This window comes from Hyphomicrobium sp. MC1 (genome assembly GCF_000253295.1).
Taxonomy (GTDB): domain Bacteria; phylum Pseudomonadota; class Alphaproteobacteria; order Rhizobiales; family Hyphomicrobiaceae; genus Hyphomicrobium_B.
In genome coordinates this window covers 3,186,374-3,201,542 of sequence record NC_015717.1, presented here as the reverse complement: position 1 = coordinate 3,201,542, position 15,169 = coordinate 3,186,374, and the positions used below count along the sequence as shown (strand labels likewise).

Below are 15,169 nucleotides of genomic sequence, written 5' to 3'. Positions count from 1 at the left end.
CGGCGAAGTTCTATGCCAAGGTTGCATTGAAAGAGGTTTCGAGCCTTGGCTGATCTCCGAGGAGCCCATTCGGGCAACTGGCTGGCGTCCGGAACCACTCACGAGTGTGCCGGCAGCAAATACAACTTCATCAGGCCCAACCTGTCCAAATGGGCATCCGATCACAGCGGGGGATTTCATTTGCCCGGTGTGTCACGCCGATGTTGTAACACCGAGCGGCTTCAATGAAGCTCAATCGCATTACGAAGCAGATGAAGCTAGTCCGGATTCTGATGAAGACATGCCGGCGCCAGCGACGATCGATGGTTGGCATCTAGAACGTCGCTTAGAGACGACAGGGCCCGCAGTCGAACGGTTCATTGCAACCAAAGCAGATAGGAATAAGTCGGCTGTCCTCACACTCTATGCAATAGGCTCTGAACCCGATCCATCCGTTTATGCATTGCTTCGACGTCTCCCACGCGATCATATTCCCGAGCTCATAACAACCGGTCGTTGGGGTGATCGCGCCTACGATGTGTGCGAGAACATGGAGACGGGTTCGCTCGCAGACCGGTCTCCGTCAGGCTGTCAGATTGAAGCCGTTCGTACGCTTGCCTTGGAGATCGGAACAGCACTCAGGGATTTCGCTGAAGCCGGCCTTCGCCATCGGAATTTAAGGCCGCCTAACATTCTCATTCGAGCCGAGGATCCGCTCGATCTCGTTATCACGGGGTTTGAGTCCGCACGCTTGTCCGAATTCGATCTCGATATCGTCGCTCCACTTGAATTGACGCGATATACCGCGCCGGAAGCAGTCATCGGTGCCGTTGCTTCCGCCTCGGACTGGTGGAGCTTAGGCATGATCTTGCTCGAACAGATTACGGAAGGTCGCTGTTTCGATGGGATCAACCCCCGCGTTTTCTTGATGCATGCTCTTGCGACCGGCGTCCCGATTCCAGAGGACCTGCCGGGCGAACTTCGAACTCTTCTCCGGGGTCTGCTGATACGAGATCAGTCCCAACGGTGGGGTTGGAAACAACTCAAAGCCTGTCTCGACGGGGAGCCCGTTGAGCTGCCCACCGAGGTAAATGTCGGCCAGAGCGAATCTGCTGAACTCCCAACGATTGTTCTCGGCGGCAAAACACATACGAGTCCTATACGGTTCGCCCTCGAAGCCGCTGGCTCCGAGTATTGGGATGAGGCCCGAGACCTACTGATGCGCGGCGAAGTTGCGAGTTGGTCCGCTGAGGTCGGATTGCCCAGCGGCACGACATCGGCGTTGCGTCAGGTCGCACGACGAGATGGTCTCCATGATGACTTTCGACTGTCTCTTGCTCTTAAGCTCCTCAACGAAAATATGCCCCTCACGTTCCGGGGCGACATCATCAACCCGCCCTGGCTTCGCACGAATAGTGAACTCGGTTACGAGCTGATTGATGGTCCCGCACCGGACATACTTGAAGTTCTGGGCTCGGAAGTATGGCTAACCCGTCTTAGAGTACGCGCCACCGCTGTACGGGAAAAGGCAAGGCTTCTAGAAATCCAATTGGAAGAAGCTGCGTTACGCGCCTATCTCCTCTCCACATCGCGATCACAACTCGCATCCGAATGGGATGCGAAGCGGCGGCTTTTTCCCGACACCGAACATGCCGGGATCGCGAGCCTGATGGAACGACGCCAGTCTTCGGAAGAAGATTTAATCATCCTTCTAGCCGCGGATACCGGGTTCTTCCGAAGCAGGGATGAAGTCATCGAAGAGGCCGCACAACTGGCACAACGCGCCGGCATTTTGGGATTTGATCCCATGATCGCGGACCAATCTCTTGAGCTTTCCCGCAGCAACCTTATCGCAGAGGTGCGGAAGCGGACCGGAGATCTAGCGCGCTGTAATATTTCTCGCGCGGACGAGTGGGTCGAACAGCTCCGCTTAGAGCGGCGTCTGCCAATTGCTCGGGCGTTAGCGCTTCTAGCAATTCCTGCGGAACATTGGCTCGAGCCGCCGAAGCACGAATACTACCAGCGTATTCTCGAATATTTTGAGAAGAAGGTAACGGTTTCGCTAGCGCGAGGGCCGCTGGTTAGGATGACGATTGGTAAGACGACACCGCGCATTGACGTCTCGGAGCTAGGTACACAACGGCGAAGTCCAGACGATATTGTTTCCCATGTTCTGCGACGTTCAGATCAGAAACTTAGTGTTGACCCAGCTATATTCGCAATTTCTGAGGGCTCGCCAGAAAGCCGATTGCGGCACCTTGTTCAGAGCGCGGTCATATACAAGCGAGATACGGGTATTGACGGGCTTTATCTGGGATTTCCATTTCTTGTAGCTCGCGATGGAAGATCGACAACCAAGCCTCGGATAGCACCGGTCCTTCTTTGGCCAGTGCGCGTGGATGTCGCAACAGGCGTTCGGGGTGATGTGACGATCGCCTTCGATCGAGAACGCGAGGACGTTCGAATTAATCCTGCACTCGAGGGCATCGTCGGAATCGAGGAAATGGCCAGGTGGCGAGAGCTAATCGACGAACTTCTCGGTCGATCAACTCTAAATCCACCGGACATAATGGATGCATTTGCGACCCTAGCAACATCAACGGGTCGCCAGATTTCGAAACTGCCCGCTCGAGATGTTCAACTTCCTCCTTTCGCGCGACGGGTCACGGCATCAGCTGTTCTCTTTCATCTCTCTTATATCGGCCAGGCCATTGTCGATGATTTGAGACGCCTGAAGTCGAGAGCGCCTGATTCCACCTCATTGGCCGCGCTACTTCGTATCTCCGATCCTGTGCAACAGGAGATCACCCACACCGCGCCCCGTGAAGTAGATCGTTTCTTCAGTGCGGCGAGTGATCCGTCGCAAGAGGACGCCGTATTCAAGGCGCGGCATAGCCCTGGCTTATTGCTCGAAGGTCCTCCAGGGACCGGCAAGAGTCAAACCATCGTCAACGTTATTGGCGACGCTATAGGTCGAAAGAAGAGCGTACTAGTCGTCTGCCAGAAATTTGCGGCAATAGATGTCGTGAGAAAGCGTCTTGAGAAGGAGGGGCTGCAAGACCGTTGCGTGATGATAACGGACATAAATAAAGACCGGCAGCCGGTCCTTCAAATGATCCGCGATCAGGTCTTCAATTTACGCCGCGATCCTCCATCAGGCATAAGCAGCGTAAACAACCGGAGGAAACAACTAGCGACTTTGATCGAAGAGTTAGAGGGACAGCTCGATCGCCGTCACGACGCGGTGCATCGCGTGGACGAACAAACGGGTTCTAGTTACAGATCACTGCTTAGCGAACTGGTTGATCTAGAAGCCGCTGGGGTACCGCCAATTGATGTACCAAAACTTCGTCGCCTTCTCCAATCTCTACCTCCCGCACAGCGGACTGCTATTGAGGAGGCGTGTGCCTCGCTGGCGCGCTATTGGCTACCCTCGAAATTTGAACGAAGCCCTCTGCGCGTACTAAAGATATTTCAAGCCGATCCTGCGACGGTGCGCGCGTTTAGCGAGGACTTCGAACGCTTTGCCTCCGTCGAAGCAATGCGCGTACATATAATTGCAGAGAGATCCGCCGTTTTTGAAGTCGAGAACCCCGGCGACACGCTCACGTGGCTCTCCGACTCAACTGATGTGGTCGCCGCGCAGCGCGGCGAACAGCGAGAGAATCTGGCGCGCTGGATTTCCTTGTTCCGGCCCGTCTCCGCCGTCCTGACTGAAAAGGAGGATGGAAGAGGCTTGATCTTAGAACTCGACGAACTTCTTACGATATTGGACAAGGAGGCCTCTTCCGCACCGCCGGTCGAGCTCCAGCGCGTTCTCCTCTCCCTTGACGGGACAATCTTTTCCAAACTTGAGCGCGCATCCGGCCGCGTGCTTGCCTCGACGTCGCTTATCAGCCGACTGAGCCCTTTTAGGTACACCGCGCTCAGGCAGCTCAGGCGCTTTCTCCGCGATCATAAGCTGGGAGAAAAACATGACGTTGCGCTATTGCACGCGGCGATACGATTTGAGCGCGAGCTACGAGCTGTTAAGCAGCGGCTGCAGAGGATCCTTGAAGATCTTGACATTGATAATCCTACGGTCGGCGATCTACCAATCAGCAGCATTCGACGTCTAACCGCGGACCTACGCCAGTCGCTTGGAAACGTCGCTGCGGTCGCCGATATGCTCGCTCAAGGACCTCAGCCGAATATGGCATTTGAGGCAACCAAGAACCATGCGTTACCGATATTCTTTGAAGAGGTGGCACAGGCAATCAAGCGGTGCAAAGCACGAGCGGATAGCGCGGCCGCACTTGAGGCCCTTGGGAGCTGGTTCGAAGAAAAGTGGTCGTCGTCCTGTCAATCAGCAATTGCAATGGGCAAGTCGAACACGGCACGGGTTGGACCGATTGCTGGAGCCTTGCCGACGGTGGAGGCGTTTCAAGAGTTCCGTCGGCGCGTGGCAGGGCAAGACGGGATGGTCCTTGCAGTGTTCGAGTGTTTGCGTGAAGTTGAGGGACCGCTAGAGATCCTACCAACAAGCGAACTTACCGCCATGGTTCGGCGGATCATCGCTCGTGAGCCCCGCCTAGCGTTGAAAGCTGCGCTAGAGGAACGTGAACCATCGTTGCTCATGGACCAGGGCGAGATAGAAACAAAAATTCAATCACTCGCTGATGCCGATCAAAAAATCCGCGTCCTCAATAGTCGCCTTTTGGCCGATGGCGTCGACAACAATCAGGTTCAGGGCTCGCAGCAGACATGGACAAGTATTACGCGGCTACGCGCGGCGAACGGTGTGTTGCGATCTAGTATTCGCGATCTCATTGAAAACGGACGGGATCTCGGACTTTTTGAATTGCGGCCAGTTTGGCTGGTGAATCCAGATGTGGCAAGCCGAATCTTCCCACTGACGCCCGGACTGTTCGATGTTGTCGTCTATGACGAGGCATCGCAGATGCCCATCGAGTATGCACTTCCGACGCTTTTTAGGGCGGGAATTGCGGTTGTGAGTGGCGATGAAAAACAGATGCCGCCGACGTCGTTCTTTGCGGGGCGCATTGAAGACGATGAGGAAGATCTTGACGTTGATGTAGATGATACAGCGCTAAGTGAAAGCGCCCGCGAAGCATTAGAGGAAACCTGGAACCGCCGTGAGATCAAGGACTGTCCAGATCTCCTAAATCTGGCTCGAGTGTCGCTACCGACAACCATGCTCGAAGTTCACTATCGGTCCGCCTACCGAGAGCTCATCGCCTTCTCTAACGCAGCATTTTACGGCAATCGGCTGAACGTCCCTATCCAACACCCCGACTCGGTTGTGCTGCAACAGTGCCCGATCGAAATCGTACACGTTAACGGCACCTATTCCAAGCAAACCAACTTGGAGGAAGCAGATCGCATCGTTGGCCTCCTCGCAGACTATTGGTCGGAACCCCAGCAACGACGCCCCTCTATTGGAGTCGTAACATTCAATCGTAAGCAGGCCGATTTGATCGAGGACCGCCTTGAAGAACGAGCAGAAGAAGACGAGGCGTTCCGAGGGGCCTATATCGAAGAGCAGCAGCGGACACAGGATCACGAAGACATTGGTTTCTTCGTCAAGAACGTCGAAAATGTGCAAGGCGACGAGCGCGATGTAATCATCTTCTCAACGACGTTTGGGCGCAACGAGCATGGCTCGTTTCGCCGAAACTTTGGTGTGCTTGGCCAGCATGGCGGCCGACGTCGCTTGAATGTCGCGATCACGCGAGCCAAGAGAAAAGTCATTGTTGCGACTTCAATCCCAATTGGCGACGTGTCCGACATGTTGTCAACGCATCGGCCGCCAATGACTGAGCGTGACTACCTCCAAGGATATCTGGAATTCGGTCGAGCCATTACCGCACAGGATCTAGATGCCGCGCGATCACTCTGTCGACGGATGGTAACAGAGGGCAAGCGGACGGAGGGGCGGGATCACGATTTAGGCGATGCATTCAAGCGCTCGGTAGAGCGCTTCATCAGAGAAATCGGTTATGATCCCGTCCCGGGTGACCAAGACGACGCATTCAACGTCGACCTAGCTATTGTGAACCCAAACACCGGTCTCTATGGCATTGGCATCGAGTGCGATGCACCCCAACACCAAATTCTTGCCCGCGCCAGAGCGCGCGAGTTATGGCGGCCGCGAATTCTCTCGAACACGGTGCGTTCACTTCATCGAATCTCGTGTGCCGAATGGTATGCGCGTCGAACCTACGAGCAGGAGCGCCTCCGCGCGGCTATCGCGTCGGCGCTGAGCAATCCAGGCGGGAGAGCGGCATGAGCGGTCCAAAAGTCGTTCGGATTGTAACGAGAGAGGAAATTCTAGCTATCTGCGAGCAGCATCTCGCTCGGCTTGACGCCGCGATAGAGGGCTGGACGGAATCTGGGAAACGCGCCAACGGAATTAACGAAGCGGACATTGCCGCCGTTCACAAGCGGCGGGATGAACTCCGCGCGCTTTTGGATGCGAACGCATTCCTCGATCTTCAAAAAGCAGTACCGGAAGAAATCAAGTTCTTAGAGGAAGATGCGCAGGCTCGGCTGGCCGCAGCGATTGAGAGGGCAGCGGCGAAGCGGACAAGAAAGCGCAGGCGTTGCGCGGCGGCTAACGCAGTGATTTCCAAGCTACGGACCGCTGGAAAGGATGTGTCGACAGAGCTGCTCTCATTACTTGAGGAAATTGCTGCGGGAAATGAAAACAATGCGGATACGGATCGTGCATTTGCTGATGCCTACGCCGTTCTCGCCGGCAATAGTGCGACCAGTGTGGCGCAGGAGCGGACGAGTGAGATAGCAGCCAGACTTGCGGCCGGCGAGCGTTCAACAAGTTTCGCTAAATGGCGTGTCGAAAATCTCGAAAACCATGAAGACGAGCGCCTCAAACGTATCGACAACTTTATCGTTGAACTCGGTTCCTTAGGTGGCCCTAACCGGGAAATCTTTGAGCAGCGGATAACAGCAATCGGTGCCGAACCTTCACAGACTCGAAAGCGATTGCTAACCGATAGCCTCGTCGCGGATTTGGCTGACGCTACTCGTGTGGCTCGAGAGAACAACTATCTAGTCGCGAAACTTCGCGAGCAATTAGCTGAAGTTCGGCGCTTCAACTCCGAAGCCGCGAGAGCGCTCGCTGCCAACCTAAAGACCGCCATCACTGCCTCAAATGCAGCGCAGGCCAATGAGTTGATCGCGTCCGCGAAGGTTCTCGTAACATCAGAGATTAACCGGTTGGCCGCTGAAGCGCGCCGAAAGGCGATCCTCCAAGGCCTGTCAAGCCTAGGCTATGAAGTACAAGAAGGCATGGCGACAGCTTTCGCCAAGGGCGACGCCGTCGTGATGCGGCACGCGAATACGCCGGGCTTCGGCCTTGAGATCAATGGTTCGCCTGAAGCCGAGAGATTGCAAATGCGGATTGTCGCATTTGCGCCTCAGGGTGTACCGCGCGACCGCTCGCGAGACCGTGATGTCGAAGTTCAGTGGTGTGGAGATCTCGACAAGCTGCGGGGGTTTCTTGGAAGCGTCGGAGGAGATATTGCCATTGAGCGATCAACTGTTGCCGGCGCCATACCCCTTAAGGTGATCAGCGAAGATCGCACTGATCGGGACGCAGGAGATCAGGTGGCATACCCCTCTCAACTCAAGGCCCGTCAACTGCCTAGCAGATGAATCACGCTGTGCCGTAAGTTCTATTCTGCGACGTAGAGAACCAGACATCGAGATGGCTGACCGTCTCGTGCACTTGTTAGCGGAGGCTTGGGTCCGAAGGAATTTCATTCGGATGCGGCGGGCCGGAAGCCAGATAGCCCGCAGGAACGTCGACGCCCATATGCGGAATTGCAGGGTCAAAACGCGCCTTGGCCGCGTATGACCTGCCTCATCCAGCATCTGAGGGGCCATTGTCCTTAAGATCGGCAAACTTGGCTGCCATCGTCGGGTTGCCTCGAGTAAGCTTCTTGAGCGTAACGTCCTGCGCCTTGTCGTTCGCAAGACGAAGGTTCCGATCGGCGCCAATTAGGGCATCCCTGGTCTTCTGTAGATGGTCGATCGATTTGTCGATCTCGTCGATCGCCGTTTGGAAACGCTTGGACGCGAGGTCATAGTTCTTTGCGAATCCAGTCTTGAATGTCTCAAGCTGGGTTTCGAAGTTAGTGATATCTATATTCTGCGCCCTGATGAGCGCCAGCTCCGACTTGTACTTGAGGGAGTTTATTGCGGCGTTCCGCAGAAGCGTGATGATTGGAATAAAGAACTGCGGTCGGACGACGTACATCTTCGGATAGCGATGAAAAACGTCAACGATCCCGGTGTTGTAAAGTTCACTGTCAGGTTCGAGCAGGGAGACCAGTACCGCATATTCACAACCCTTCTCGGTGCGATCCTTGTCGAGTTCCTTTAAAAAGTCCTCGTTCTTGTTCTTCGTTGTGGTGCGATCACTCTCGTTCTTCATCTCGAACATAATCGATATGATCTCAGTGGCAGACTCGTCCGAGTCACGAAAGATGTAATCGCCCTTGCTGCCAGTCCGCGTGTCGTTGTCCTTCTCGAAATATGCCCTCGGAAACGCCGTCGCGCGAATGCGGTTGAACTCAGTTTCGCAGTGCTGCTCAAGGGTTTCGCCAACCATCTTGGTCGACAGTCGAGCCTTCATGTCCCGGAGGCGCTCGATCGCGTCATCCCGATCCTTTATCTGCGTTTCGTACTTGTCTTTCAGCGCCTTTTCTGCGAGTTGCTTCTCAAGCTCCGCTCGCTCAACGCCGCTCTTCAGTACGTCGCGCTCCTTTTCAACTACATTGACAGCTTCGTTGATCGCGAGCTTGTGGGCAACTTCGGCGGCGGCAAGCTTGGCCTTCAGGTCCTGGATCTCCGCGTCCTTCGTACTGACTGCCTTCTGCAATTCGTTCGCTAATCTTGCCTCGCCCAGCTCGGAAGCGGCTTTCTTGTCATTCTTGGCCTGGGTAAGTTCGTTCGCTAGCGAATCGCGCTCCTTTTCCACGGCACTTAGCGCCCGAGTCACGGCGAGCTGCCGCGCAACCTCACCGGCCTCGAGCTTTGACTTCAGTTCCTGAATTTCAGCGTCTTTGGCTGCGGATGTGTTCTGAAATTCACTGGCGACCTTAGTTCGGGCGAGTTCGACGGCGCTTCGTTTGTCTTGCTCGGCCAATTCAAGCCGTTCGTGCAGCTGCTTCTCGAACTCGCTGTCGTGAACTTGCTTCAGGATATCGGCGTATCCGGACTCATCGATCTTGAACGCCTTCCCGCAGTGCGGGCAGATAATTTCATTCATGACTAATTACCCTCCGCCAATGACTTCCGCTACATAAGGGGAATGCAGCTCATATTTCTGGTGTAGGACGAAGTGCAATCACCGCCTCGACGATTGCGACCAAGGTCTTGGGAACATTGCCCGCATTAGCGGCTTCAACGATAAGATCGAACATCACGACAGGCGATTTCTGCGCATCGTTATCTTTTGTGATTTCGAACTTAGTCTTAAGCTCATCCATCTTTTTGCGGTAAAATTCAGCGCCGATTTCTGCCTTCAGCGTTTCCTCAAGCTTGACGCGGAAGCAAGCATAATTCGTCGTAATGCGGTCAACAGCGTCGACAATTTCGGCCTCGGGCGTCTTGAACAGGCGTTGAAGTGCCTTGTTGGTCTCGGGCCGAAAATCATTGGTGCCCTCATCACAGTCCCATACAGCGTAGACCGGAATTCCAAGCCCGCGGAAAACAGCGGCAGGACGGTCAATGTTGGCTTTACCATTGACGGAGACGACAGCTACTTCGTTCTGCTCCAAATCTTTGCCGAGGTATCTAGCCGCGGCGAGGAGCGCTGCCCGATCGCTCGGCCCTTCTACAAGCACGGTGACGGTGGAGAAGAACCCTTCGGCCACACCTATATCGATGATGTGGAGTCTACTCCGCAGACGATCTGCGCTGAACTTGCCCTCCGCCTGATGTGCGGCGTCTAGTTCCGTCGCGACATCGGCAAGGGAAACGGCATGTGGGACCGATTCTCTCTGCCCCTCCTTCTTAATGCGCCTCATCAGACGCACCTGGTCGAACTGCTCCATAGCAACAAACATCGGCGAGTGGGAACAGTAGATAACTTGGATGCGCTTGCCGATACCGGCTAGCTTGCCGCTGCTCAGCAAATCCAAGACGCGAGCAAAATGCCTTTGCTTTGTTGGGTGCTGATATACCTCGGGCTCCTCGATGGCGAGGATGAGATCGGGTTCGGTGGGAGTTCCGCTCATCTCCTCAGTGACGTCTTCCGACTTCATGCTGGCCGTCGCCAAATGCTGGAGCAAAGTTAAGATCAGCGCGCGTTGCAAGCCGTGCCCAGTCCTGTCGACGGCCGTAGAGAAGCCATCATCATTTAACCGGATTGCTGCATTCGGCAGCGGCACTTTCAGCGCATCCCGTTGGAGCCAATCCAGTTCTACGGAAGTTTCCGGATAGTAGGTGCTCAGCGTGCCAGACAACGTAGTAGCAAGCCCGCCGAGCTCAGTGAGCTTCGCAGGATCAGTGAGTGCCTGGTATTCGCTTTCAACCTTAGCCCTGAACTCCTTGATCTCCGGTCGCGCCTCTATTGCCGACCGGACGATCAGATCCATCAGTAAGGTAATAGGGGTCCCTTTCCCTTCAGCGACATCCTGCGCTGCGTCCCTGACGGCAGGTACGAACACGAAAGCGGTTGACGAGGACAGCTTTCCCTGTGCGACGCCCTCAAAGCCGAAGAACTGGCCGTCGTCTCGCAGCGCTTGGCATTTCTCAGGATTTGCAGCTTCCCAGGCGGCCATCGCAGCCTCAATTGCCGCTGCTGTTTTCGCACCCTTGTCTAGGTCAGGATGTTCGGGAAGCAGCGCCTTGTATGCCTCAGATTTCTCTGCTGCCTTGCCGGCAGCGCGCACAGCCTGGAAGGCCGGGTACGCGAGCTGCACACCGTGGTATTTGCCGTTGTTTTTGCCGCCATTCGCCGAGAAAACGCGGCTAACGCTTAGCTCCCCGGACTCAGTGATGTGACCCTTAAACGTCTCTTTCTCTTGGTCGGAGAACTCATGGAAGGTGAGCGCGATCTCAATTTCGTTCGCTTCATCGCGGCCGAAGAAGTCATCGCGGGAGACTGTTGTTTTCGCGGGCGCGTAGAACAATTCCAATGCCTTGACTACGGATGACTTTCCGCATCCGTTGCCCCCGATCAGCCGGGTCTGGTCGCCGAATTCGATCGTCGCCTGTCTGATGGATCGGTAATTAAAAATCTCGGCGCGTTTGAGCCGCATCAATATGGCCTATGAAAGAATCAAAACTGCAGAAGATCATAATGATGTTGGTCGACGGCATCCTCCCCGACACATATGGATTGCGTGGATATTGGACCTTATGGGGACCTGCCAATCGTCATCAACGTGATTTTCCAACGTGTGGACGGGGATTACCGGCGCTTCCCAGCTATCGGCGACAATGCGGTCGGCTGATGCCGTCTTAATCTGTCTGTCGACCGAACTTAAAACCCAATGCACTGACAGAGTTGTTTAACTGATATTCCGAGATTGGCCGCCACAGCGAAATCAGACCTCGACTTCTGTCGCAAAGGACGCATTGGTATAGGGACATCGGCGGACGGCCCTTTGGCTTGCTGAATATCTGAGAGGTCGCCTCGCGGTTGCGGGGCTTCGGGCAGTGGGAGCGCCAACGGGGCGCGCCAATAGCCACGGAGCCCAACATGACCGCAGTTGAAGTTCATTCCTTGACCAAAGCCACGCGAGCAACTCCGCCAGCCAGCAAAGCGAGCAAATCGAAGCGCAATCTGAAACAGCCAAAACCAGCGGCAGCACCTACAGGACAGCCTGACACACCAGCGCGCAGCACAAAGCAGGAGCGCATCCTGTCGCTGTTGAGGGAGCGCAACGGCGCGACCATCCCCGACATGATGCAAGCGACTGAGTGGCAACAGCACAGTGTCCGAGGCTTCCTCGCGGGAACAGTCAAGAAGAAACTCGGACTCGCTCTGACATCCTCGAAATCCGACGGGGAGTTGCGGCGGTATCGCATCGTTTCCCGTCATGGCCGCTGAAATGGCAAAGCCGTCGCTGGACTTAGCCGCAGAGATCGTGGGGCTCGAGAGCCTTACGATCGATGCATTGCGCAGTGAGTGGCGACGTCTCTATCAGACGTCGCCACCCAAACGCCTGAGCCGCGATATCCTGCTACGTGGGATCACCTACAGGCTCCAAGAGCTGGCACATGGCGGATTGGCGAAAGGCACACTTCGCAAGCTTCAGTCCTCGACTTCGGAAGATCTCTTGAGCAGAAGCCGCCGGCGGCCCGTTCGTCAAGGCGGTACCGCCTGATCCGGGAATGGCACGGGCAGACGCATACCGTCATCATCTTGGACGATGGCGTCGAATGGCGGGGACAGCGCTATGCATCATTGTCGGTCGTCGCCCGCGAAATCACGGGCGCCCGCTGGTCTGGACCGCGCTTCTTCGGGTTGACCAGCGGCGCGAGCGATGCCGCGTCCTCTACTCAGGTGAGGCGTCCCGAATGATCAAAGTCCGCTGCGCGATCTACACCCGCAAGTCCTCGGATGAGGGGCTGGAGAAGGAATTCAACTCTCTCGACGCCCAGCGGGAGGCCTGTGAAGCTTTCATTAAGAGCCAGAAGCACGCGGGCTGGACTGCGGTCTCTGACCTCTATGACGATGGTGGCCTTTCCGGCGGAACGATGGAACGTCCCGCGCTTCAGCGACTGCTCGGCGACATCAAGGCTGGCAAAGCCCAGATCGTTGTCGTCTACAAAGTCGACCGGCTGACCCGCTCTCTGGCGGACTTTGCCAAGATCGTCGACATATTCGATGCACATGGCGCTTCGTTTGTGTCGGTGACTCAGCAGTTCAACACGACGACGTCGATGGGGCGCCTAACACTCAACATGCTGCTGTCGTTTGCACAGTTCGAGCGTGAGATCGCTGGCGAGCGCATCCGTGACAAGATCGCGGCGTCGAAGGCCAAGGGCATGTGGATGGGCGGCACCGTGCCACTTGGTTACGATGTCAAAGACAGAAAGCTCCTCATCAATCCGGTCGAAGCCGAGACCGTCCGGCTGATCTTTCAGCGATACGCCGAGCTCGGTTCGGTCAAATTGCTGCAAGCCGAGCTCGATCGCCGTGGTTTGCGCAGCAAGCGCCGCGAGGGCGCGAAAGGTCTGATCACCGGCAACGCCAAGTTCTCGCGTGGGATCCTGTATCTGATCCTTCAGAACCATCTCTACCGAGGTGAAGTCGCTCACAAGGGAAGTGTCTATCCTGGCCAACACGAAGCCATCATTGACGCTGATCTCTGGACAGTCGTTCAGGACAAGCTAGCCACGAACCGAAAGACCCGGTCTCTAGCGACGGGGGCCGAGGCGCCGAGCCTTCTGGCAGGGCTGCTTTTTGACGATGATGGCAGCCGCATGACGCCGACACACGCCAACAAGCGGGGTCGCCGGTACCGATACTACATTTCTGCCGCTCTGCTTGATACCCGCAGATCCACGAGAAACACGATGCGCGTGCCGGCGAACGAGGTGGAAGGCTTGGTCGCTGATCGCGTACGTACGCTTCTGACATCAAGACAGGACATCGTCGACACGCTAGCTGCTCTAGAATTGAACGCCAGAGAACTCGAGGCGGTGCTGAGTCGAGCCGCGGAGTTCACCAAACAATGGCCTGTTATGCCGCCCGAGACCGTACGGCCAGTCATCCGTCAAGTCGTTGCTTGCGTGACGCTTTCACCAGATCAGATCGAGATTGTGATCGATGCTGGGCAGCTTGCGGGCGTGCTCGGCATAGAGGGAAAAATTGAGAGCGCATCAGATCGGACGATCATTCTCACAGTGCCGACCGAGCTGCGTCGTTCTGGTCAAGGCAAGCGCATGGTGATCGGCGACTCGTCGCAGAGGTCTCCCGACGCATCTCTAGTTCAGGTGTTGCAGGACGCCTTCTCTGCTCGGGATAAGATGTTGTCCGACACGACGGAGACCCTCAATGACATCACGTCGGGCATCACCAAGAGCAAAGGCCGGCTGACCGCCCTGATGCGGTTGACGTATCTCGCGCCAAGCATCGTCGAGGACATCTTTGCCGGTCGGCAGCCGCTGGAGCTCAGCCCGAAGCGTTTGCTCAGAACTTCTCAGAATCTGCCGCTCGATTGGACCCAGCAGCGCAAGTTCTTGGGCTTCACCTGACAATCGAACCCCAAGATCCTCCGGCCGAAGCCCAAACCGCCCGCCCCGAAAGTCGGCAGTAGAGACGTTTTGCAGAATGCCGCGTCCGAGCGCACCGATTTGCGTCTCTGCGGGCCACTGATGGGATCTAGTTGCGGCTAAGCCGCGGAAGTGTCGGCGATATTTCGAGCGCACCTAAAGGGAAGAAAACTCTGTGATTTCAGTAAGTTGGCTGGCTGTGCTGGCAGTCTGCCGCGGACCAGTCTCTGCAGGGAAAATCCCTGCAAACAGCGAAATTATCTGGGAAGTCGGGGAATTTGCCCCTCTGAAGCGCTGCCAACGGGCGACTAGTCGTCTGTTTTCGCGGACTTTTCCGGGTGCAAGAACCGCAAATTCCCTAAACAACGAAACAGGGAATATCAGTCACCTTGAGAGGCGGTCAGATCGTGGCTTCAGACGGCGACTTTTCCGCAGCTGGGAGCTTGATCGCGTCCGTTAGAAGCGCCCAAAGCGAGGTGGGTCGCAAACGAACCACCCGGACTTATTGCCCTTGAGTGCCAGCGAAACTACCCGATTATTTTTTTCCGGAAACGGCGTCTTGTAGGTCCTGATCCTCCGCCGCTACGCGACTTCCTCGCCCGGTTACGGACCGCCGGGTCGTGCATGTCAGTTCCTGAATTCGGACCGGCTGCGCGGGAGGGGCTTGAGGCCAACCTGACGACTGCAGCGGGCGTCCGAACCATACCAGACGACCACGACGTACGCGCGCTTTGAAGGGCGGTTGCCAAGTAGCAGGGCTATCGTATGTGGCTCCTGCCCGCGGGTGCTGATGGGCGCCCTTTCGCGGCTCCAGCATACGCGTTCCAGAACTCGCCAAAGGTGAAAGGCATCTAAAACCAGGGTGGGTCGCAAACCAACCACCCTGATTTTTTGCCCTTGAACGCCGACTCCACTTGCCCGATTTTTGTCTCGGACG

8 protein-coding genes are annotated in these 15,169 nt (G+C 56.1%); 6 read left to right on the top strand and 2 right to left on the bottom strand.

All coding sequences use genetic code 11. The annotated features are described in order from the left end of the window. The first annotated feature begins 187 nt into the window (after positions 1 to 187). Both HYPMC_RS15495 and HYPMC_RS15490 read left to right on the top strand, forming a co-directional pair. A complete protein-coding gene (locus tag HYPMC_RS15495; RefSeq protein WP_244420903.1) occupies positions 188 to 6,268 on the top strand; it encodes an AAA domain-containing protein in 6,081 nt (2,026 codons plus the stop codon). Then, positions 6,265 to 7,653 carry a hypothetical protein gene (locus tag HYPMC_RS15490; RefSeq protein ID WP_013948958.1) on the top strand — a complete coding sequence of 463 codons (1,389 nt, stop codon included), beginning with the start codon at positions 6,265 to 6,267 and terminating at the stop codon, positions 7,651 to 7,653. The genes HYPMC_RS15495 and HYPMC_RS15490 overlap by 4 nt, the downstream gene beginning before the upstream one ends. Before the next feature lie 208 nt (positions 7,654 to 7,861). On the opposite strand, the gene HYPMC_RS15485 is transcribed toward HYPMC_RS15490, so the two are convergent. Further along, a complete protein-coding gene (locus HYPMC_RS15485; protein WP_013948957.1) occupies positions 7,862 to 9,271 on the bottom strand; it encodes a DUF2130 domain-containing protein in 1,410 nt (469 codons plus the stop codon). A 49-nt stretch (positions 9,272 to 9,320) separates the two neighbouring features. Continuing rightward, complete coding sequence (locus HYPMC_RS15480) at positions 9,321 to 11,267, bottom strand: ATP-dependent endonuclease (protein ID WP_013948956.1); 1,947 nt, start codon at positions 11,265 to 11,267, stop codon at positions 9,321 to 9,323. A 443-nt stretch (positions 11,268 to 11,710) separates the two neighbouring features. Here HYPMC_RS15480 and HYPMC_RS15475 point away from each other — a divergent pair, with 443 nt between their 5' ends. From HYPMC_RS15475 to HYPMC_RS15465, 4 genes are read left to right on the top strand one after another with little or no spacing between them, the layout of a single operon-like run. Then, positions 11,711 to 12,061, top strand: coding sequence for a DUF3489 domain-containing protein (locus tag HYPMC_RS15475; protein ID WP_013948954.1), 351 nt, complete (start codon positions 11,711 to 11,713; stop codon positions 12,059 to 12,061). Position 12,062: 1 nt separating this feature from the next. Further along, positions 12,063 to 12,338, top strand: coding sequence for a DUF2924 domain-containing protein (locus HYPMC_RS24760; RefSeq protein WP_244420902.1), 276 nt, complete (start codon positions 12,063 to 12,065; stop codon positions 12,336 to 12,338). Further along, positions 12,239 to 12,535 (top strand): DUF2924 domain-containing protein, encoded by a 297-nt coding sequence (locus tag HYPMC_RS24755; RefSeq protein WP_244421057.1) that lies wholly within the window; start codon positions 12,239 to 12,241, stop codon positions 12,533 to 12,535. Before HYPMC_RS24760 ends, HYPMC_RS24755 begins: the two co-directional genes overlap by 100 nt. After that, a complete protein-coding gene (locus HYPMC_RS15465; RefSeq protein ID WP_013948951.1) occupies positions 12,532 to 14,214 on the top strand; it encodes a recombinase family protein in 1,683 nt (560 codons plus the stop codon). Before HYPMC_RS24755 ends, HYPMC_RS15465 begins: the two co-directional genes overlap by 4 nt. Positions 14,215 to 15,169: the final 955 nt, after the last annotated feature.

What these genes read in the sequence shown, in the direction of transcription:
- HYPMC_RS15485 (WP_013948957.1), bottom strand. Translation starts at nt 9,271, where the DNA reads ATGAATGAAATTATCTGCCCGCACTGCGGGAAGGCGTTCAAGATCGAT.
- HYPMC_RS24760 (WP_244420902.1), top strand. Translation starts at nt 12,063, where the DNA reads ATGGCAAAGCCGTCGCTGGACTTAGCCGCAGAGATCGTGGGGCTCGAG.
- HYPMC_RS15480 (WP_013948956.1), bottom strand. Translation starts at nt 11,267, where the DNA reads ATGCGGCTCAAACGCGCCGAGATTTTTAATTACCGATCCATCAGACAG.
- HYPMC_RS15465 (WP_013948951.1), top strand. Translation starts at nt 12,532, where the DNA reads ATGATCAAAGTCCGCTGCGCGATCTACACCCGCAAGTCCTCGGATGAG.
- HYPMC_RS15490 (WP_013948958.1), top strand. Translation starts at nt 6,265, where the DNA reads ATGAGCGGTCCAAAAGTCGTTCGGATTGTAACGAGAGAGGAAATTCTA.
- HYPMC_RS15475 (WP_013948954.1), top strand. Translation starts at nt 11,711, where the DNA reads ATGACCGCAGTTGAAGTTCATTCCTTGACCAAAGCCACGCGAGCAACT.